The 20210-nt window shown below is 50.9% G+C and carries 19 protein-coding genes; 16 read left to right on the top strand and 3 right to left on the bottom strand.

Features of this window, described 5'->3' with window-relative positions:
* Positions 1–45: 45 nt before the first annotated feature.
* Positions 46–861 carry a tRNA (cytosine(32)/uridine(32)-2'-O)-methyltransferase TrmJ gene (trmJ, locus tag CWE07_RS05100; protein WP_420836534.1) on the top strand — a complete coding sequence of 272 codons (816 nt, stop codon included), beginning with the start codon at positions 46–48 and terminating at the stop codon, positions 859–861.
* 12 nt (positions 862–873) lie between these two features.
* Positions 874–2049 (top strand): IscS subfamily cysteine desulfurase, encoded by a 1176-nt coding sequence (locus tag CWE07_RS05095; RefSeq protein ID WP_111568457.1) that lies wholly within the window; start codon positions 874–876, stop codon positions 2047–2049.
* Positions 2050–2073: 24 nt separating this feature from the next.
* On the opposite strand, the gene msrA is transcribed toward CWE07_RS05095, so the two are convergent.
* Positions 2074–2661, bottom strand: a complete 588-nt coding sequence (gene msrA / locus CWE07_RS05090; RefSeq protein WP_111568458.1) for a peptide-methionine (S)-S-oxide reductase MsrA — start codon at positions 2659–2661, stop codon at positions 2074–2076.
* A 229-nt stretch (positions 2662–2890) separates the two neighbouring features.
* Here msrA and ndk point away from each other — a divergent pair, with 229 nt between their 5' ends.
* From ndk to CWE07_RS05045, 9 genes are all read left to right on the top strand, one after another.
* Entirely contained in the window at positions 2891–3322 is a 432-nt protein-coding gene (gene ndk, locus CWE07_RS05085; RefSeq protein ID WP_111568459.1) for a nucleoside-diphosphate kinase, read from the top strand.
* 152 nt (positions 3323–3474) lie between these two features.
* The gene (gene rlmN / locus CWE07_RS05080) at positions 3475–4599 is read left to right on the top strand and encodes a dual-specificity RNA methyltransferase RlmN (RefSeq protein WP_111568460.1); all 1125 of its coding nucleotides are present in this window, start codon (positions 3475–3477) and stop codon (positions 4597–4599) included.
* 22 nt (positions 4600–4621) lie between these two features.
* Complete coding sequence (rodZ, locus tag CWE07_RS05075) at positions 4622–5680, top strand: cytoskeleton protein RodZ (RefSeq protein WP_111568461.1); 1059 nt, start codon at positions 4622–4624, stop codon at positions 5678–5680.
* Between the two features lie 6 nt (positions 5681–5686).
* Positions 5687–6811, top strand: coding sequence for a flavodoxin-dependent (E)-4-hydroxy-3-methylbut-2-enyl-diphosphate synthase (gene ispG, locus CWE07_RS05070; RefSeq protein WP_111568462.1), 1125 nt, complete (start codon positions 5687–5689; stop codon positions 6809–6811).
* A 63-nt stretch (positions 6812–6874) separates the two neighbouring features.
* Complete coding sequence (gene hisS / locus CWE07_RS05065; protein ID WP_111568463.1) at positions 6875–8149, top strand: histidine--tRNA ligase; 1275 nt, start codon at positions 6875–6877, stop codon at positions 8147–8149.
* 16 nt (positions 8150–8165) lie between these two features.
* Positions 8166–8771: a YfgM family protein gene (locus CWE07_RS05060; RefSeq protein WP_157983225.1), complete on the top strand. Its 606-nt coding sequence runs from the start codon at positions 8166–8168 to the stop codon at positions 8769–8771.
* Positions 8772–9962, top strand: a complete 1191-nt coding sequence (gene bamB / locus CWE07_RS05055) for an outer membrane protein assembly factor BamB (protein ID WP_111568465.1) — start codon at positions 8772–8774, stop codon at positions 9960–9962.
* A 151-nt stretch (positions 9963–10113) separates the two neighbouring features.
* Positions 10114–11559 (top strand): ribosome biogenesis GTPase Der, encoded by a 1446-nt coding sequence (der, locus tag CWE07_RS05050; RefSeq protein ID WP_111568466.1) that lies wholly within the window; start codon positions 10114–10116, stop codon positions 11557–11559.
* Positions 11560–11806: 247 nt separating this feature from the next.
* Entirely contained in the window at positions 11807–12376 is a 570-nt protein-coding gene (locus CWE07_RS05045) for a hypothetical protein (RefSeq protein WP_111568467.1), read from the top strand.
* Positions 12377–12439: 63 nt separating this feature from the next.
* Here CWE07_RS05045 and hslO read toward each other — a convergent pair whose 3' ends face one another.
* Together hslO and hslR are read right to left on the bottom strand one after the other, a co-directional pair.
* Entirely contained in the window at positions 12440–13306 is an 867-nt protein-coding gene (gene hslO, locus CWE07_RS05040; protein WP_111568468.1) for an Hsp33 family molecular chaperone HslO, read from the bottom strand.
* A gap of 8 nt (positions 13307–13314) precedes the next feature.
* Positions 13315–13716 (bottom strand): ribosome-associated heat shock protein Hsp15, encoded by a 402-nt coding sequence (hslR, locus tag CWE07_RS05035; RefSeq protein WP_220084685.1) that lies wholly within the window; start codon positions 13714–13716, stop codon positions 13315–13317.
* Between the two features lie 203 nt (positions 13717–13919).
* Between hslR and gspC the strand changes: the two genes are divergently transcribed.
* From gspC to gspG, 5 genes are read left to right on the top strand one after another with little or no spacing between them, the layout of a single operon-like run.
* Positions 13920–14855: a type II secretion system protein GspC gene (gene gspC / locus CWE07_RS05030; RefSeq protein WP_157983224.1), complete on the top strand. Its 936-nt coding sequence runs from the start codon at positions 13920–13922 to the stop codon at positions 14853–14855.
* A gap of 23 nt (positions 14856–14878) precedes the next feature.
* The gene (gene gspD / locus CWE07_RS05025) at positions 14879–17041 is read left to right on the top strand and encodes a type II secretion system secretin GspD (protein WP_420836538.1); all 2163 of its coding nucleotides are present in this window, start codon (positions 14879–14881) and stop codon (positions 17039–17041) included.
* Positions 17042–17044: 3 nt separating this feature from the next.
* Positions 17045–18535, top strand: a complete 1491-nt coding sequence (gspE, locus tag CWE07_RS05020; RefSeq protein WP_111568472.1) for a type II secretion system ATPase GspE — start codon at positions 17045–17047, stop codon at positions 18533–18535.
* 2 nt (positions 18536–18537) lie between these two features.
* Positions 18538–19758 (top strand): type II secretion system inner membrane protein GspF, encoded by a 1221-nt coding sequence (gene gspF, locus CWE07_RS05015; RefSeq protein ID WP_111568473.1) that lies wholly within the window; start codon positions 18538–18540, stop codon positions 19756–19758.
* A 2-nt stretch (positions 19759–19760) separates the two neighbouring features.
* Positions 19761–20201: a type II secretion system major pseudopilin GspG gene (gene gspG / locus CWE07_RS05010; protein WP_275541006.1), complete on the top strand. Its 441-nt coding sequence runs from the start codon at positions 19761–19763 to the stop codon at positions 20199–20201.
* Positions 20202–20210: the final 9 nt, after the last annotated feature.

Genomic DNA, 20210 nt, shown 5'->3' with positions numbered 1-20210 from the left:
TTAAGCGCGCGTTAGCTAAGTTCGCGTGCAGGAGTAAATTCGCCGATGGCAAACCCCGAAATCCTGGCAAATATCCGTATTGTCCTGGTCAACACGTCCCATCAAGGCAACATTGGGTCAGCCGCCCGCGCCATGAAAACGATGGGATTAACCGATTTAGTCCTGGTTGACCCTGTGGAAGCCCCGCAAAGCCACGCCTCCGCGTTGGCTGCAGGCGCCACTGATATTCTTGCCAGTGCGCGTACCGTGGCAACGCTCGCTGAGGCCATCAGTGACTGTCAATTGGTGATGGCCACCAGCGCACGTTCGCGCACTCTGGATTGGCCGATGTTAGCGCCGCGTGACGCAGGCGCACGAGCGGTTAAGGAAGCGCAGCAAGGCACCGTTGCCTTGGTATTTGGCCGTGAAAATAGCGGCCTAACCAACGAAGAACTTCAGCAAAGCCAATTTCATGTGCATATTCCGGCGAACCCGGATTACAGTTCACTTAACCTTGCGATGGCGGTGCAAACCTTAAGTTATGAAGTGCGTACAGCTTGGCTGGAAACACAAAAGCAAGAGCCAGAAGAGGTGCAACAGGATTACCCCAGCGGCGATGATATGGCGCGTTTTTATGCTCATTTGGAGCAAAGCTTGAGTGACTCGGGTTTTATTATTCGCCAGCACCCTGGCCAAGTCATGAATAAGCTACGGCGCCTGTTTAATCGCGCACGGCCTGAGCATAACGAATTGAATATTCTACGTGGCATGTTATCAACTTACGATAAACGGCAGCAGCGCGCCGAGGCTGAGATTGCTGAGTTAAAAGCACAGCTGAATGGTGCAAGCGGCACCGCCGACAGCAACGACGACAGTGAGTAAGCAGGAGCTGGCATGAACCCTTTGTACTTTGATTATGCGGCGACCACACCGATGGACCCGCGTGTCGCTGAAAAAATGGCGCAGCATCTGACATTGGATGGGGTGTTCGGGAATCCGGCATCACGCTCCCACCGTTATGGATGGCAAGCGGAAGAAGCCGTGGATGAAGCACGTGGTTATATTGCGGATTTAATTGGTGCCGACCCGCGTGAAATTGTCTTTACCAGCGGCGCTACAGAGTCGAACAACCTGGCGATCAAAGGGGTGGCTGAATATGCGGCCATGCATCAAGACGTACAACTGACGCGCAATCAAATTGTAACCGTGAAAACAGAGCATAAAGCTGTGCTTGATACTTGCGCCGATCTCGAGCGGCGTGGGTTTGTAGTTCATTACCTTGATGTCGGGTCAGACGGGTTGGTGCAACTTGATGACCTAGCCAAGGCGATGAATGAACACACGCTGCTAGTGAGCGTGATGCAGGTGAATAACGAAACTGGCGTGGTGCAGGATATCGCAGCAATCAGCCGACTATGTCGCAGTCACAACGTGTTGTTACATGTGGATGCAGCGCAAAGCGTTGGCAAAATGCGGGTGGACGTAAATGACTTAGACGTTGATTTGATGTCGATATCTGCACATAAGATGTATGGCCCGAAAGGCATTGGTGCATTGTATGTACGGCGCAAGCCGAAAGTCCATTTGCATGCACAGATCCATGGCGGAGGCCACGAGCGCGGCATGCGCTCGGGTACGCTGGCCACCCATCAAATTGTCGGCTTTGGCGAGGCGGCGCGGCTAGCAGATAAAATACTCAGTGCTGAGCATGAGCAACTGGTCAAATTAAGACAACGTTTTTTAACCGGTTTAGAGAGTTTACAAGGTACGCGTTTAAATGGTCACCCACAGCGCAGCGTGCCTGGAATTATCAATGTCCATTTCGCTGACGTAGACGGGGAAATGCTACTGATGAGCCTCAAAGACATCGCGGTGTCGACCGGCTCTGCTTGCAATTCGGCCAGTGTTGACCCTTCGTTTGTACTGACCGCGATGGGCCTCGACCGCGAGCAAGCGCACAGTTCGGTGCGCTTTAGTATTGGCAGATTCACCACCCAAGACGACATCGACGCATGTCTGGATATTTTGACCAAAGTACTGAAACAACTGCGCGCCAACCCAATTTGGTAGGCGCGTGAGCCCAAACTACATGGTTTAAGCGCTCGCCTGTTTAGGTTGTTTCAAACGCTTGGCGAAGGTTTGCTTAAATTTCGCCAATTTCGGGCCAACCACCATCGCGCAATAAGGCTGTTGCGGATTATTCTGATAGTAATCACGGTGGTAGTCTTCCGCACTAAAATAGCTGCTGAGCGGCTCCACTGCGGTTACCACGGGCGCAGGCCAAGTTTGTTCTTGGGTCATTTGCGCGATGATAGTTTGCGCTTGGGCCTGTTGATTCTCGTCATGGAAGAAAATCACCGAACGGTACTGTGGCCCAATGTCATTGCCTTGACGGTTTAACTGAGTTGGGTCGTGCAGGGCAAAGAAAATCTCTAAAATCTCACGATAGCTAATCAACGCAGGGTCGAATGCTAAACGTACCACTTCTGCATGGCCGGTATTGCCGTTACACACCTGCTGATAGGTCGGATTATCGACATGGCCGCCGGCATAACCAGACTCGGCATCAATGATACCTTCCACTTGTTTGAATGCAGATTCTATGCACCAAAAACAGCCGCCACCCAAGGTCGCATGCTGCAACGGAACTTGTGATGTCGTTTCGGTGATGTTGTGTGACATGATGATAACTCCTACTGGGCGTATAGACGTCTATACTAGATCGTCTCAGCGGGTTTGAAAAGCCCTTTTAAAAAAACTTTTATTGGGAATTAGTAGGCGCTTCGCGTATAATTCGCGCGAATTTAATGAACTAGTATGTGGGTTCAGTTGACCAACACACAGCTAATTATGGCAATGTCGTTGTGTTGAAAAAGCAACCTGCAAAAGACTTTAAGTATTGGAGAACACCATGGCTTTGGAACGTACCCTGTCAATTATTAAACCTGACGCTGTAGCAAAGAATGTTATCGGCGCTATCGTGAACCGTTTTGAAAGCGCTGATTTACGTATTGTTGGCCAAAAAATGATGCACTTGAGCAAAGAGCAAGCGGAAGGTTTTTACGCTGAGCACAAAGAACGTCCTTTCTTTGGTGCTTTAGTTGCGTTCATGACGTCTGGCCCAATCGTAGTGATGGCGTTGGAAGGTGAAGATGCGGTACGTAAAAACCGTGAAATCATGGGTGCGACTAACCCAGCTGAAGCATTAGCGGGTACTTTGCGTGCAGATTACGCAGAAACAATTGATGAGAACGCGGTACATGGTTCAGACGCGCCTGAATCAGCTGCACGCGAAATCGCTTATTTCTTCTCTGACGAAGAAGTGTGCTCACGCACACGTTAATGTTAAGATTAACATTAATGGTGACGGGTTAGCGTTACGCTTGCCCTACGGTTAATGGATAGCGATTAAAAAGGGGCGCGCATGCCCCTTTTTCTGTACGTTGCACCATGTTTATCTGGGTTATACGGTGCATTTGGTAAGTAGAGGTTAGAATGGCAACCACAGACGAAAAAATTAACCTGCTCGATTTAAATCGAGAGGCTATGTACGACTTTTTCAGCGAACTCGGTGAGAAGAAATTCCGCGCAGAGCAAGTCATGAAGTGGTTGCATCATTATAATGTCGACAATTTTGACGACATGACCAATATCAATAAAGTGCTGCGCGCTAAGCTAAAAGACATTGCTGAAATTCGCGCCCCGATTATTAAGCGCCAGCAACAATCAAGCGATGGCACGATTAAGTTTGCGATGGAGTTGTTTGACGGTCAGGAAGTTGAAACTGTGTGGATTCCAGAAGACGACCGCGCCACGTTGTGCGTATCATCGCAGGTGGGCTGCGCACTTGAGTGTACTTTCTGCTCAACCGGTTATCAGGGCTTTAATCGGAACTTACGCGTGGCTGAAATTATCGGTCAGGTGTGGCGAGTGAACCAGTTGCTGGGGCCTTTCGGACGCACAAACGTCAAAGCGGTCACCAATGTGGTCATGATGGGCATGGGCGAGCCGTTGCTGAACGTTAAAAACGTCGTGCCTGCGATGGAATTGATGTTAGACGATTTAGGTGTGGGTTTATCTAAGCGCCGAGTCACATTAAGTACCTCAGGTGTCGTGCCAGCCCTTGATATGCTGCGTGACAAAATTGATGTGGCCTTGGCGATATCGTTACATGCGCCAGACGACGCGCTGCGCGATGAAATTGTGCCAATTAATAAAAAGTATCCAATTCGCGAATTTTTAGCCTCGGCGAAAGCCTATGTTGAGCAGTCGAAAGCACAGAAAGCGGTCACAGTGGAGTATGTCATGCTGGACCACATTAACGACTCGACCGATCAGGCCCATGCATTGGCAAAGGTTTTACAAGGTGTGCCCAGTAAGGTTAACTTAATTCCGTTTAACCCATTTCCACAGGCACCTTATGGCCGTTCCAGTAATTCTCGCATCGACAGATTCGCAAAGGTGTTGATGCAACACGGTTATACCGTTATGGTTAGAAAAACGCGAGGTGATGACATTGACGCGGCCTGTGGTCAATTGGTCGGTGATGTCGTAGATCGCACCAAGCGGTTGCTAAAAAAACAACAACAAGCACAGTCAATAGACATCAAAGCCGTGTAAAGCACGTGAGGTTTCGAATCCCATGACGGATGAACTAGATCGCGACAACGTCTCTGCGGACGCAGAGCAAGCACAGTCGCCTGGGCAAATGCTGCGCGCCGGGCGTGAACGGATGAACCTGACTATTGAGCAGGTGGCTGAGCGGTTGCGCCTTCGTCAACAAATCGTGCAGGATTTAGAGCAAGACCAATTCAGTAAGTATGTAAGTGGCACCTTCACGCGCGGCTATTTACGTGCTTACGCGCGTTTGGTTGAACTGAGCGATGAAAAAGTGTTGGCGGCCTATGAGGCCCTCGGGGTTGATGATAAACCTCAAACGATGCAAAGCTTTTCGCGCCGACGCCGACAGCAGAGCCATGATAACAAGCTGATGTTGGTGACCTATGTGGTGGGCGCTGTGATCATTGGTTCGGCGGTCGTATTTTGGTTACAAAACAACGACGCCAATGACGCGGAGATTGCCGGGCCACAGCAGCGTACCACAGTCGCCGAGCGTATCGTTGAAGAGCAAGCGCCTGAGGTTGACTTAGAGCCTGAACAAGAGATGCCTGCGGACGAACCTGAAGCTATCTATGTGAATACGGGTATGCTTGAAAACCCGGTTGATCAAATGCGTTTCAGTGCCGATACAACGGCGGAGCAATCACAGCTAGCAGACACCCAGCTAACTGAGCAAGCGGCCCAAGTACAGGCGGGCCAAGATCAAGCGACCCAAGAACAAACGACTGACCGTAGCGAGCCACCAGCCACCAGCGAACCAGCGCCAGCTAGCACCACGCAAGCGACAGCTACCCAGGCCAGCGACTCGGCAACAGAGGCTGCGCCGGAAGTACCAGACGCTGACTTAGTGTTGATATTTTCCGGGGACGCTTGGATACGGGTGGAAGATGCCAGCGGTGAAGCCATCGCGTTCGGGGTTAAACCCGAAGGGCATGTCAGTGAACTTAATGGTAATGCACCGTATGAAGTTACCTTAGGTGCCCCTGAGAATGTCAGGGTATATTACCAAGGCCAAGCCATCGATTTATCTTCGTATCGTGCTGGGCGAGTCGCCCGCATCACGATACCGCACACAGAGTAGTTATGTATGCAGGTTGAATCACCTATTAAACGCCGACCCAGTCGGCGTATTTATGTCGGCCAAGTGCCTATTGGCGATGGTGCACCTATTGCGGTGCAATCAATGACGAATACCGATACCTGTGATGTGGCGGCCACGGTCGCACAAATTCAGCGTATTGCAGATGCCGGTGGCGACATCGTGCGCGTGTCTGTCCCCACCATGGACGCTGCTGAAGCATTCAAGCACATCAAGCAACAATCGAGTGTACCGCTGGTCGCAGATATTCATTTTGATTACCGAATTGCCTTGAAAGTGGCTGAGTACGGCGTCGATTGTCTGCGTATTAACCCAGGTAATATTGGTAACGAGGCGCGTATTCGTGCGGTTGTAGATGCTGCGCGCGATTATAATATTCCGATTCGGATTGGGGTGAACGGTGGTTCACTCGAGCGTGATATCCAAGAGAAGTATGGTGAGCCAACCGGTCAGGCACTGTTAGAGTCAGCCATGCGGCATGTCGACATTCTGCAACGCTTAGATTTCCAGAATTTTAAGGTCAGCGTCAAAGCGTCGGATGTGTTCTTGGCGGTTGACGCGTACCGCTTGCTGGCCAAAGAAATCGACCAGCCCTTGCATCTGGGTATTACTGAGGCGGGTGGAGCACGTGCTGGCGCAGTTAAATCAGCCGTTGGCCTTGGTATGCTGTTAGCCGAAGGCATTGGCGATACCTTACGAGTATCACTAGCTGCTGACCCGGTGGAAGAAATTAAAGTCGGCTTCGATATTTTGAAGTCTTTGCGTATTCGTTCACGAGGCATCAACTTTATCGCGTGTCCAAGCTGCTCGCGCCAGGAATTTGACGTGATTGGCACCGTGAATGCCCTTGAACAACGTCTTGAAGACATCGTCACACCCATGGACGTCTCTATTATTGGCTGCGTGGTGAATGGACCTGGCGAAGCTTTGGTGTCAGACCTTGGTTTGGCTGGGGCGAAAACTCGCTCTGGCTACTACGTCGATGGTCAGCGTCAAAAAGAACGGCTGGATAACGACAATCTGGTCGACGCACTTGAACAGCGCATCCGAGCGGCAGTGGCCAAACGTGAACGTGAAACACCCATCGCGATCACCCAACTCAAAACCGATTAAGCACGTTAAACTTTAGCGCCAGTGATTCACATTCACTGTGCCAGTGGTAGGAAGTAATACATAGTGTCTAAGCAAATTCAGGCAATTCGTGGAATGAACGACATTCTGCCAGAGCATTCTCGTCGCTGGCAGTATCTTGAAGGCGTGATTCGCCAAGTGGTGGCCAGCTACGGGTACGAAGAAATTCGCATGCCAGTGGTCGAGCAAACTGACTTGTTCAAGCGTTCGATTGGTGAAGTGACCGATATCGTTGAAAAAGAAATGTACACCTTTGAGGATCGTAACGGTGACAGCTTAACCTTGCGACCAGAGGGCACGGCCAGCTGTGTGCGTGCAGGCAACGAACACGGTTTGCTGTACAACCAACAGCAGCGTCTGTGGTATATGGGACCGATGTTCCGCCACGAGCGCCCGCAGAAAGGTCGCTATCGTCAGTTTCATCAGGTGGGCGTTGAAGTGTTTGGGTTACAAGGCCCAGATATCGACGCTGAACTGATTGTGATGACAGCGCGTTTGTGGCGCCAACTGGGTCTGAGCGAGCATTTAACTTTGGAATTGAACTCGTTAGCGTCAAATGCCGCGCGAGCAGAGTACAAATCTGCACTGACCGAGTATTTGCGTGGCCATTACGACGTATTAGACGAAGACAGTCAGCGTCGGTTAGAATCCAACCCGTTACGTATCCTGGATTCTAAAAACCCAGCGATGGCAGAGATGTTAAGCCAAGCGCCAAAGCTGTCAGAGTATTGGGACGACGAGTCGCGCGAGCATTTTACTGGCTTGTGCGCGCGCTTAGACGCTGCAGGCATTGAATACCGTCACAATGAGCGTTTGGTGCGAGGTTTAGATTATTACAACCGCACTGTGTTCGAATGGGTGACGGATAGCTTAGGCGCCCAAGGCACGGTGTGTGCCGGTGGTCGTTATGACGGCTTAGTCGAGCAGCTAGGCGGCAAGGGCACTCCAGCGGTTGGTTTCGCGATGGGACTTGAACGCTTAGTACTGATGCTGGAGCAACTTGATAACGTCGAATTGCCCCAAGCGGTTGATATCTATGTCTCGGCGATGGGCGATGCGGCGGAACTTCCGGCAGCAAAAATTGCCGAACGCCTGCGAGACGATTTTCCGACTTTGCGGGTGATGCAACACTGTGGTGGCGGAAACTTTAAAAAGCAACTCAAGCGCGCTGACAAGTCGGGTGCTGAGGTTGCTGTGATTTTAGGTGAAGAAGAAGTGGCAAACCAGATGGTGAGTATTAAATACTTACGCGCCGACAAGCCACAAGCAAGCGTCAGTTGGGAACAGCTCAACCAAGTCATCACCACATTTATTAAATAATTAAGAGGAATTTCTGGTGGAACACGAAGATCAACAGGTCGAACAGATTAAGCAGTTTCTGCGTGAGTACGGTATTTGGATTGGTGCCGGTGTGGTGATTGGTTTAGGTTCGTTATTTGGCTGGCGCGCATATCAAGGTGCACAGGTTGAAGCCGCGCAAAGTCGCACTGCGGTGTATCAGCAGTTAGCCACTCAAGTACAAGACGGTGATGTCGATGGCGCAGAGCAAATGTTGGCAGAACTCGGTGGCAGTCATGTGGTGGTTGCGCGTTTGCAGGTTGCACAGCAAGCTATTCAGGCTGGTGATTTAGAGCGTGCAGCAAGTTTGCTGCAACAAGCTCAGCAAGACAGTGATGAGCCAGTGTTGCGCGCTGTTGCAACCACTCGCTTGGCGCGTGTCTATTTAGCTTTAGGTCAGCATGACCAAGCGCTGCAGGCATTGAACCAACGTTTGCCAGAAAGCTTCAAAGCGCAAGTTGAAGAAGTTCGTGGCGACGTGTACCTAGCTCAAGGCAATGCAGCACAAGCACGCCAAGCGTATCAAACCGCAGTTGATTTGGGCGGGGCGCAAACATCGCCTGCGTTGCAAATGAAATTTGAAAACCTTGCAGGTGAATCATAAATGAAAAGCTTAACTTGGCGCACGCTGACTAGCGCCGCAGTCGCTGTTGCTTTTTTAGCGGCATGTTCGAGCACCGATGAACCGGATTTCGCTGAATTAGGCCCGATTGATGAGCAAGTGTCACCACGTGTGCAGTGGAGCACTAATTTAGGTCATGGCAGTGACGAATTTTTTAGTCGCTTATCGCCAACCTATGCTGACGGCATCATTTACGCAGCCGACCGTCATGGGCGTGTGTCCGCAGTGAATGCTGAAAACGGCCGCCGCATGTGGCAAACGGACTTGAGCCCAGACAAGCCATTTAGCTTAACCAGTGTGTTCCGCAAAGGCCCACCTGCGCGCTTATCCGGTGGTATTACGCTGGCGAATGGCGTGTTGTATGTCGGTACTGAAAACGGCCAAATGTATGCCCTTGACGCTGCAACCGGTGATATTAATTGGGAAGTGAACGTACCAGGTGAGGTCGTATCAGCGCCCGCATATGGCGAAGGCTTCTTGATTGCGCATCTAGGCAACGGCCTATTATATGCGATGGATGCAAGCAACGGCGAAGAACGCTGGCGCCATGAAGAAGAAGTACCTACGTTATCGTTGCGCGGCACTTCATCACCAGCCATCGCCTCTGGCGGCGTGATCATGGGTTCGAACAATGGTCGTGCGGCGGTATTAATTTTAGAGAGCGGCCAAATTGCCTGGGACGAGCGGATTACCGCGCCTTCAGGTAGCACCGACTTGCAGCGGATGGTGGATATTGACGCGACCCCAGTGGTACGTGGCGACACCTTATATTTGCTGTCGTTTAATGGCGAATTAGTGGCATTGCAACTACGCAGCGGCGACGTGTTATGGCGTCGTGACTACCAAGGGTACCGCACGCCGCAAGTGACTGCATCGCGCATTTATTTGACCAATTCGCGTAGCCACGTGCTTGAACTCGACCGTATCAACGGCAACGAACGCTGGCGTAACAATGCATTGTATGGCCGCAGCTTGACCGAAGTGGCGATTCACGGCAATTATCTGATTAGCGCTGACCGTTTTGGCGTGGTGCACTGGTTAGATCGTGAGTCAGGTCGCTTGGTCGGTCGTCATGAATTACGTAAGGACGGCATTCAGGTCGCGCCACTTGTGGTGGATGATAAAGTGATTATCCAGACCAACAAAGGTCGCTTGATAGCGCTGAGTATATAAGCTCAGACTGGTAATTTGGCGAAGACCCTGTGTCGTTGTAATGAACGGCCAGGGTCTTCATGCTTGTGTCATTGCGGTGCTCAAGTACATGTGTGTTCAGGTATAATGCCAACACATTATTTAGATAGACAAAGATAGTTAAGGATATTCAATGCTTCCGGTGGTTGCACTGGTGGGACGCCCCAATGTGGGCAAATCCACTTTATTTAATCGTTTAACCCGCACACGCGACGCACTGGTTGCGGACTTTCCCGGGTTAACCCGTGACCGTAAATATGGTCAGGCCAATTACGAAGGCTACCAGTTTATTGTCATTGACACCGGCGGTATTCAAGGTGACGAGCAAGGCATTGATTTGCACATGGCAAAGCAGTCACTGCAAGCAGTCGACGAGGCCGATATTGTATTGTTTTTAGTCGACGCCCGTGACGGTATTACTGCGGCGGATTTGTCGATTGCGGAGCATTTACGACGCCAGCAAAAGGACATATGGGTAGTGGCCAATAAGGTCGATGGCCTGGACGCCGATGCTGCGGCTGCGGATTTCTATGAGCTGGGTTTAGGTGAAGTTTACCATATTGCGGCAGCCCATGGCCGCGGTGTGAATCAGCTATTAAACCGCACCCTTGAGCCACTGCGCGAGTCTTACCCAGAAGTCATTGCTCCAGCACGTGAGGTCGACGACGAAGACGAAGCGAGCATGATCCGTCAAGCTGAGTATTACGCTGATCAGCCAATTAAAATCGCAATCATTGGCCGTCCAAACGTCGGTAAATCAACCTTGACCAACCGCTTATTGGGTGAAGAGCGAGTGGTCGTGTACGACATGCCGGGCACCACACGTGACAGTATTTATATCGATATGGAACGTGACGGCCAGAAGTATACCCTGATCGATACAGCCGGCGTGCGTAAGCGTGGGCGTATTGATCTCGCGGTGGAAAAATTTTCCGTGATCAAAACCCTGCAAGCGATTGAAGACGCGAACGTGGTGATGTTAGTGATTGACGCGCGAGATCAAATCAGTGACCAGGACTTAAGCTTGTTAGGCTTTGCCCTTAACGCAGGGCGTTCGATTGTGATTACAGTGAATAAGTGGGACGGTCTCGAGCAGGACGCCAAAGATTGGGTGAAGCAAGAGCTGGATCGTCGCTTAGGTTTTGCTGACTTTGCCCGCACTCACTTTATTTCTGCACTGCATGGCACCAACGTAGGCCACTTATTTGGCTCGGTGAAAGAAGCCTATGCGTCAGCGACACAGCGTGTCGGCACCGCACAACTGACCCAAATTATGGAAATGGCACAAGATGACCACCAACCACCCTTGGTACGTGGGCGTCGAGTCAAACTTAAGTATGCCCACGCAGGGGGTTACAACCCACCATTGATTGTTATCCATGGTAATCAGGTTGATTCCTTGCCGAATAGCTATAAGCGCTACTTGATGAATTATTTTCGTCGTGCATTAAAAGTGATGGGCACGCCGATCAAAATCGAATTTAGAGAAGGCGCTAACCCGTTTGAAGGCAAGAAGAATAAGCTGACCTTGTCACAACAACGTAAGCGCAAGCGCATGCTGCGTCACGTCAAGAAGTAAACCAACAAGGGGTCAATGTCGTAAAGCGTTGACCCTTGTTAGTCTTTCGTTTCCCGCCATAACAAAACATTAAGAATACTTAAACTAACGTATATGATGTTTTTATTACAACTGCTTAGTAAATCACCGTCTAGTTGCCTAGTTTGCCTGCTATCCCTTTAAAATAGGGATAATGGGTACTATTACTATTGGCAGTTGGCGGCTAGTAAGCTGTCAATGTCATACATCTGATAGAGAGAGTAGTCCTATGAAAAAGACATTAGTATCGTTAGCACTAGCAGGTTTCGCATTATCAACCACATCTGCAATGGCAGCGGAGCAGCCTTCATTTAATTTTGTCAGTGCAGATTTCGTTGAGTATGACTTAGATGGCACAGATTTCGATGGTTTCAGCATCAACGCAAATTACGCGTTGGGCAATAACTTATTTATGGAAGCCGATTTACAGCGCCTGAGCCGTTATGACATTAATAACTTAATTGGTACGGTTGGCTTTGGTTACGCGCATTTTGTGCATGAAACTACAGCAATTACGGGTTCGGTTGGTACTGGTTATGACCGCGTAACGGGTTTAGGCCTGCTAAATGACAGCGGGCACTTCAGCTACGCCAATGTCGGCGTGCGTTCACGACTGCATCAAATGGTTGAGCTTGGTGCAGACGTGCAGCGTAATTTCGCTGGTTCTGGATTGAATGAAACCAGTTATGGTGTTGAAGCGCGCTTCTTTGTACAACCACAATTTAGCATCGATGTTGGCTATCGTTATGTTGATAGCGACTTAGACGGTTATCGCGTGGGTGTGGCTTACCACTTCTAAACCCTGGCAATACATGCAAAAAGGCGTGCTTAGCACGCCTTTTTTGTGATCGCAGCCGAGCGGCTACTGAAGTTGCTCGTTGCTATGCCCCTGCAACGCACCTAAGTCAGATTCGTCGTAGCGGTATTCAGTCAGGCAGTAATCGCAGGTCAGTTTAATTTCGCCGTCGCTTTGAATAATGTCCCGCAGTTCGTCCACCGGCACGCTATATAACGCATTCATACTGCGTTCCCGTGAACAGCCACAGAAGAATGCCACCGCCATCGGATCATATACCAGTACGTCGTCTTCGTGGTACAAACGGTGTAGGACAACATTCGCTTCTAAATTAAATAATTCATCTGCGGTGATAGTCTCAGTCAAGGTCGCTAAGTGGTCAAAGCCGTGGGCAGGGTCGTCTTCGCCTGGCAACGCTTGCAGCAACATGCCCGCCACTTGCTGGTCATTCGCATGCAGCCAAACGCGTGTGCGCAGCTGCTCAGACTGAGTAAAGTAGCGCTCAATGACTTGGCTCAAGCTACCGTCTGTCGCTTTGACTTCGACCATACCTTGATAACGTTCTTTATCCTCAGGGCTCAAGGTAATAATTAAATAGGCTTTATCGCCCACTAAGCTCGCAAAACTGTCGCTATCATTAACGTCACTGGTAAGCCGCGCAACCCCGCGTAGTTGTTGCTGCTGACTGCCGTTCACGGTGGCGAAGTTGAGCTTGCCGTTACCTTGGATCTGTAAATTAATGTGGCCATCAAACTTCAGCGTCGCGCTTAGTAAACTGGTAACAGCCATTAATTCGCCCAATAAGTGGCGCACTAATTTGGGGTAATGATGACCCTCAACTAAGCCTTGGTAGCTTTGTTCAAGTTGTACGAGTTCACCGCGCACTGGTACGTTGGCGAATGTGTAACGAATTAAACTGTCAGCTGATTGCACGAAAACCTCTACTGATGCTTGAATTTAATCAGGTCCCGACGCTGCTTTTTGTCAGGTCGGCCTTGGGGGTTGGGATTATACAATGCATTGGCTTTACGTGCTGCAGCATTTTGTTCCCGTTTGGCCATGCTTTGCTCAGTTTCACGGTAGAGTAGCTGTGCTTCCGGAGCGCCTTTACGTTGTTCTGACAGCGCAAGTACGACGACTTCCATGCGGTCAGTGCCACGCGGAATGACCAAGGTGGCATTCACCTCAACCGCTTTGGCCGGCTTGCTGCGTTGCCCGTTGTAACTGACTTTACCTGCCTGAATTGCTTCGCGCGCCAGGCCTCGCGTTTTGAAAAAGCGCGCGGCCCACAGCCATTTATCCAAGCGCACTGCGGAACTTTGTGTGTTTTTGTCGGAACTCATAGCATTTTTAACCATCGTAATGAAACGGAATCAGACCCTTTGTCGTAGTTATATTGTAACATATAGTGTTTGTGAGACGGTGCTGTTGACTATTTGTTGCTATCGTTTCACCTCGCAGGCTAGAATGGCCGCAACGGTTGGATTCAAGTTTTTTGTTCAGCACCGTATTTAATAATAATAAATACCCCAACGGCGATAATAATGTGCAGTTAATTCAGACCAAATTTCAGGCTCAGCTAACCCCCGGCCGCCAGCGAACCATTGCCACAGTGCTTAGCGTATTGCTTGTGTTGATAGCCTTGTGGTGGTTGGCGCAGTTGACGTGGCGTGTATTGACCCCAGCTGACACCTTAATTGTGGCCCCCCAGCAAGCATCGCGTGCAGCAGTGGTGAGCACCAATGTCAGTGCACTGCAAAACTTAAATATTTTCGGCGACCGTAGCGCCCCTGAACCCACCCAAGCCAGTATTGATGCGCCAGAAACCACGTTGAATGTACGTTTAGTTGGCTTAGTCGCTAGTGCGCAACCCGAACGCTCAGCAGCCATCATCGAACAATCAGGCACCCAGCAAACTTACATTATCGGTGAACGAATCAACAATAGCCGCGCAACGGTCGAACAAATTTTACCGGACCGGGTATTACTCGATAACGGCGGCCGCCGCGAAGTGCTTTACATGGAAGGGCGCGATGGCTCCGAAGCTCAGCTGCGGGTCTCAGCCCCAAATAGCAACCAAGCGAGCACCACAGGGCGCACGCGTTCGCCGAGCAATGATCGAGCCGTGGCACCGCTGCCTGGTAGCTCTGTGCGCGTTCAAGTTGACGCCGACCCCGAAGTGCAGCAAGCGGTTGCGGCGGTGCGTGAAGACCCATCGGCCATTTTGCAAATTATCAATATTAGCCCCGAACGCAACGGTCAACAAATTACAGGCTATCGCTTGCAGCCGCGTGACAACGTTGCGCTATTCAATGCGCTCGGCTTGCAGACCGGTGACGTGGCCTTGTCGATTAACGGCTACGACCTGACCGACAACGCCGAAGCCCTCGCGGCTATCAATGAATTACAAGACGCGTCGCGTGCCATAGTGCAAGTGCGGCGTGGAGATCAAATTATCGACCTGGAACTCCAGGTTCCTTAGCGCTTACAGGTATTTACATGCGTATGTCAGCATCAAAACTTATAACAACAACGATCGGAAGCGCGCTGTTAATGGCCGGCATGGCGATGACGCCAGTCGCCGTTGCTTTGCAAAGTGCCCAGCAAACTCAGGCCGCTCAAAGTAGCGATGCAGGCGAGTTTTCAGCGTCTTTTAATAACACGGAAATCACCGAATTCATTCAAACGGTGAGTCGTAATTTAGAAAAGACTATCGTGGTACACCCCGAAGTACGCGGGCGTATCAATGTGCGCAGCTATGATGTGCTGAACCGTCAGCAATATTACCAATTCTTCCTCGATGTGCTGGAAGTTTATGGCTATGCAGTGGTTGAGTCCGACAACGGCACCTTGCGCGTGATTCGTGACCGTGATGCGCGTAACACGGCATTACCCGTGGTGGATGACGCCAGCCAAACCGGTGCTACGATGATCACCCGCGTAGTGGCGGTGCAGAACGTATCGGTGCGTGAACTTGCGCCTTTGTTACGGGGTTTGAATGACCAGTCAGGTGGCGGTAACGTAGTCAGTTACGATCCGTCTAACGTGATTATGATCACGGGTCGAGCTGCGGTTGTGAACCGTTTAGTCGAAGTGATTGAGCGGGTCGACCGCGCCGGTAACCAGGACGTTGAGCGCATTGAACTGCGCCATGCGTCGGCGGCGGAAATGGTGCGTATCGCCAGCGCGATATTTATTCCCCAAAGTGCCGGTAACACGCCTGAATTGTTAGTGCCGCGGATTGTCGCTGATGAGCGCACTAACAGTGTACTGATTAGCGGCGAGCCAAGAGTGCGCGAACGCGTTGTACGTTTGATCCGTGAACTTGACTCTGAACTTGAAACCACCGGCAACACCCGGGTGTTTTATTTGCGTTACGCCAAAGCGGATGAAATGGTCGAAGTATTGCGCGGTATGACCGACACCATGTTGGCAGAAGAAGAGCGTCAAGCGTCGCCACAGGGTGCTAGCGGCAGCAGCCAGCAACAGCGCACCGCAGCGTCATCACAACGCCCGCGTATGGGTAATCAGGTCAGTATTCAAGCCCATGAAAGCACCAATGCGCTGGTGGTAACTGCTCAGCCGTCGATGATCCGCGCGATTGAAGACGTAGTTCGCCAACTCGATATTCGCCGTGCTCAAGTCTTGGTTGAAGCCATTATTGTTGAAGTATTTGAAGGTGACGGTCTTAACTTTGGTATTCAGTGGCTAAGTGAAGACTTCGGTTTAATGCAGCATAACAATGGTAACTTAGTACCGTTAGGGCAAATTGGTATTGCCGCCGAAGCTGCACGTAGCCAACCGGGCTCAACCTTTGAGCGTACCGACCCGAATACGGGCCAGACCATTGTTACCAGCGAGCCAGAGCGTCGCGGTGATTACAGTTTAGCGGCGCAGTTACTCAGCCAAGCCAACGGCCTGATTTTAGGCACCGTGCAGGACGGTTGGGGCGCTATTTTGCAGGCGGTGTCTACCAATACCAACTCGAATATCTTGTCGGCGCCAAGCATTACCACGTTGGACAACCAGGAAGCCAACTTCCTGGTGGGTCAGGATGTTCCGACTTTGACTGGTTCAACGGCGGGTTCAAACAACGAAAACCCATTCCAAACCGTTGAACGTCGCGAAATTGGTATTCGCTTACGGGTCACGCCGCAAATTAACGAAGGTGATTCGGTGCAAATGGTCATCGAACAAGAAGTATCAAGCTTAGCCGGTGCCACCAGTGTTGATATCACCATCAACAAACGTGAACTGAGCACCACAGTGTTGGCGCGTGACGGTGAAACCATTGTATTAGGCGGCTTAATTGACGAAGACGTGCAAGAAAGCTTGTCAAAAGTACCAATTCTCGGGGATATCCCGATTTTAGGGCATTTGTTTAAGTCCACCAGTGTGACCACGCGCAAGCGTAACCTGATGGTATTTATTCGCCCGACGATTATCCGTGACGACATTCGTATGGACGAGCTTAGCAGCCGCAAGTACAGCTATATTCGTGCACAGCAGTTAGAACAGCGTGAACGTGGTTTGTCGCTGCGCCAGAATTCACGGATTCCGGTATTACCAGAGTGGGCTGAGCATAAAATGCTACCACCAGGCTTTGAGCACTATTTAGATCGTGACGAGATTCAGGCCGAGCCGCCAGAACGTAACGACGAGGAGTAGGCGATGAGCGATGCAGGTATGCCAGTATTCACGCGTTTGCCGTTTGCTTTTGCCAAACGCAACGGTGTGGTGTTAATGCAAGCTGACGATCAGCTCGTGGTCCATTGTCGGCCAACGGTCAGCCCGCATGCGCTGCATGAAGTGCGACGCTTGGTCGGCCGCGCGTATCGGGTAGAGCAGCACGACGAAGCCGAGTTTGACGCATTACTTACACGGGCGTATCAACGTGATTCGTCAGAAGCCAAACAGTTGATGGAAGACATCGGTAATGAGGTGAACTTATTTTCGCTTGCCGATGAGCTACCCCAAACCGAAGATTTGCTCGAAAGTGAAGACGACGCGCCGATTATCAAGCTGATTAATGCGATGCTCAGTGAGGCGATTAAAGAAGGCGCGTCGGATATTCATATTGAAACCTTCGAAAAAGATTTGCTGATCCGCTTTCGAATCGATGGCGTGTTGCGTGAAATTTTACGCCCCAACCGCAAGCTTGCGTCTTTGCTGGTTTCGCGGATTAAAGTCATGGCGCAACTCGATATTGCCGAAAAGCGCTTACCTCAGGATGGCCGGATTTCACTTTTGATTGCCGGGCGCGCGGTGGATGTGCGGGTGTCGACCATGCCATCAAACCACGGTGAGCGCGTGGTGTTGCGCTTATTAGATAAGAACAATGCGCGCTTGCAGTTGGCACAATTGGGTATGACCCTTGCGAACCGCAAAATATTTGCCGAACTGATTCACAAGCCCCACGGTATTATTTTGGTTACCGGGCCGACAGGTTCTGGTAAAAGTACCACCTTGTACGCAGGCTTGAGTGAGATTAATTCCAAAGATCGCAACATTTTAACCGTTGAAGACCCGATTGAATATGCGATTGAAGGCATTGGACAAACTCAGGTGAACCCACGTGTCGACATGACCTTTGCACGTGGTTTGCGCGCTATTTTGCGCCAAGACCCAGACGTGGTGATGGTGGGGGAAATACGCGACGCTGAAACCGCTCAAATTGGCGTGCAAGCCAGTTTAACCGGACACTTGGTATTATCCACGTTACACACCAATACCGCATCCGGTGCGATTACCCGCCTAGAAGATATGGGCATCGAGCCTTTCTTGTTGTCCTCAAGTTTACTTGCAGTGTTGTCACAGCGACTGGTGCGTACCCTATGCCCGGATTGTCGTGAACCGCATGAGCCGTCTGCCGAAGAACGTGAGCTACTGTTATTGCCCGAGGATGCAGCACAGCCAACCATTTACCGCGCCAAAGGGTGTCCGAGCTGTAATTATTCAGGCTACCGTGGTCGGACTGGCATTCACGAAATGCTGGTGGTGGATGAAACCATTCGCGGACATATTCACCTTGGCCACGGCGAGCAAGAAATTGAAAAGTATGCACGTACGCGGTTCCCAAGTATTCGCCAGGACGGGCGCGACAAAATACTCGCGGGTATTACCAGTCTTGAAGAAGTACTGCGGGTGACGCGGGAGGATTAAGCATGGCGGCATTTGAATACCAAGCCATGGACGCCAAAGGACGGCGTAAGAAAGGCGTATTAGAGGCAGATACTGAGCGCCAGATTCGACAGCAATTGCGCGAAAAAGGCTTAATTCCGCTGACCGTGAGTGAAGCGGGGGCGTCAGACAAAGGCGCTACGCCGAAACGACGCCTGTTTCAGGGCCGCGTCAGTGTCAGTGACCTTGCGTTGATGTCGCGACAAATCGCTACCCTGGTGGCGTCAGGCTTGCCCCTTGAGCAGTGTTTGTTGGCGGTTTCCGAGCAAACCGAGAAGCCGCGTTTGCAAAAGATGCTGATGTCGGTGCGCAGTAAAGTCGTCGAAGGCTATACCTTAGCCGAGGGCATGCGCGATTTTCCCCAAGTATTTGATGACCTGTATTGCGCCATGGTCGCAGCGGGCGAAAAGTCCGGTCACTTGGACGAAGTGCTGGAACGGTTGGCCGATTATACGGAACAACGTCAGCAAACTCGCAGTCAAATTCAGCAAGCATCGGTATACCCTGGTGTGCTAACCGTAGTGGCGATTGCGGTAATTGCGTTCTTATTGGCCTCGGTGGTGCCGGAAATTGTCGATCAGTTTGCGGATCAAGGCCAACAGTTACCAGCAGTGACCGAGTTTTTGATTGCGATCAGTGACTTTGTGCGCGGGTATGGCGTGTATTTAGTGATTGCGATAATAGCCGCCATTACGCTGTTTAAGGCGGCGCTAAACAAGCCCGCGTTTCGCTATAAAGTGCACCGCAAAATGCTGTATTTACCGTTTTTCGGGCGCATTATACGTGGTGTGAACACCGCGCGGTTCGCGCGAACGCTGAGTATTCTGACCGCCTCCGCGGTGCCATTACTCGACAGCTTAAAAATTACTGCGTCCGTGATGAGCAACTTGCGCATGCGTGAAGTGGTTGAGCAAGCCTGTGATCGGGTACGTGAAGGCACCAGCCTGCGTGCGTCACTGGCGGACAGTAAGTTGTTTCCGCCAATGATGCTGCATATGATAGCGTCAGGTGAAAAATCCGGTGAACTGGAGCAAATGCTCAAACGCTGTGCGGACAACCAAGACAATGAATTTTCAAACCTGGTAAATGTAAGCTTAAAAATCTTTGAACCTGCGCTCATCGTTACGATGGCGGGCGTGGTGTTATTTATTGTACTTGCCATTATTCAACCCATATTGGCACTTAACCAACAAGTAGGATTGTAATTATGTTGACAAAAATGCCGGCCAAACAACAAGGCTTCTCACTACTCGAATTGATGGTAGTACTGGTGATTTTAGGTATTCTCGCCAGCCTGGTGGTGCCTAACGTGATGGGGAGCCGCGACGACGGCGAGCGCCAGAAAGTGATTACTGACATCGTTGCGCTGGAAAATGCGCTGGATATGTACCGTCTGGACAACGGCGTGTACCCGACCACGGAACAAGGCATTGAAGCGCTGGTGTACGAGCCACGCATTGACCCAGTTCCACGCCGCTATCGTGAGGGCGGTTACATTCGTCGCTTACCTACCGACCCATGGGGTAATCAATACCAGTTACTCAGCCCAGGCGAACACGGTCGGATTGATATTTTTTCGTACGGCCCTGACGGTCAGCCAGGTACCGATGACGACATCGGCAACTGGAACTTAGATCAGTTTCAATAAGCCGAATCA

Source organism: Aliidiomarina maris (assembly GCF_003987335.1).
GTDB lineage: Bacteria > Pseudomonadota > Gammaproteobacteria > Enterobacterales > Alteromonadaceae > Aliidiomarina > Aliidiomarina maris.
This window is presented reverse-complemented; position numbering and strand designations above follow the sequence as displayed.

Coding starts and splice junctions, on each gene's coding strand:
- rlmN (WP_111568460.1), top strand. CDS start 3,475: ATGGCAACCACAGACGAAAAAATTAACCTGCTCGATTTAAATCGAGAG.
- gspG (WP_275541006.1), top strand. CDS start 19,761: ATGTTGACAAAAATGCCGGCCAAACAACAAGGCTTCTCACTACTCGAA.
- CWE07_RS05095 (WP_111568457.1), top strand. CDS start 874: ATGAACCCTTTGTACTTTGATTATGCGGCGACCACACCGATGGACCCG.
- trmJ (WP_420836534.1), top strand. CDS start 46: ATGGCAAACCCCGAAATCCTGGCAAATATCCGTATTGTCCTGGTCAAC.
- der (WP_111568466.1), top strand. CDS start 10,114: ATGCTTCCGGTGGTTGCACTGGTGGGACGCCCCAATGTGGGCAAATCC.
- CWE07_RS05045 (WP_111568467.1), top strand. CDS start 11,807: ATGAAAAAGACATTAGTATCGTTAGCACTAGCAGGTTTCGCATTATCA.
- rodZ (WP_111568461.1), top strand. CDS start 4,622: ATGACGGATGAACTAGATCGCGACAACGTCTCTGCGGACGCAGAGCAA.
- ndk (WP_111568459.1), top strand. CDS start 2,891: ATGGCTTTGGAACGTACCCTGTCAATTATTAAACCTGACGCTGTAGCA.
- ispG (WP_111568462.1), top strand. CDS start 5,687: ATGCAGGTTGAATCACCTATTAAACGCCGACCCAGTCGGCGTATTTAT.
- bamB (WP_111568465.1), top strand. CDS start 8,772: ATGAAAAGCTTAACTTGGCGCACGCTGACTAGCGCCGCAGTCGCTGTT.
- hslR (WP_220084685.1), bottom strand. CDS start 13,716: ATGAGTTCCGACAAAAACACACAAAGTTCCGCAGTGCGCTTGGATAAA.
- msrA (WP_111568458.1), bottom strand. CDS start 2,661: ATGTCACACAACATCACCGAAACGACATCACAAGTTCCGTTGCAGCAT.
- gspE (WP_111568472.1), top strand. CDS start 17,045: ATGAGCGATGCAGGTATGCCAGTATTCACGCGTTTGCCGTTTGCTTTT.
- gspD (WP_420836538.1), top strand. CDS start 14,879: ATGTCAGCATCAAAACTTATAACAACAACGATCGGAAGCGCGCTGTTA.
- gspF (WP_111568473.1), top strand. CDS start 18,538: ATGGCGGCATTTGAATACCAAGCCATGGACGCCAAAGGACGGCGTAAG.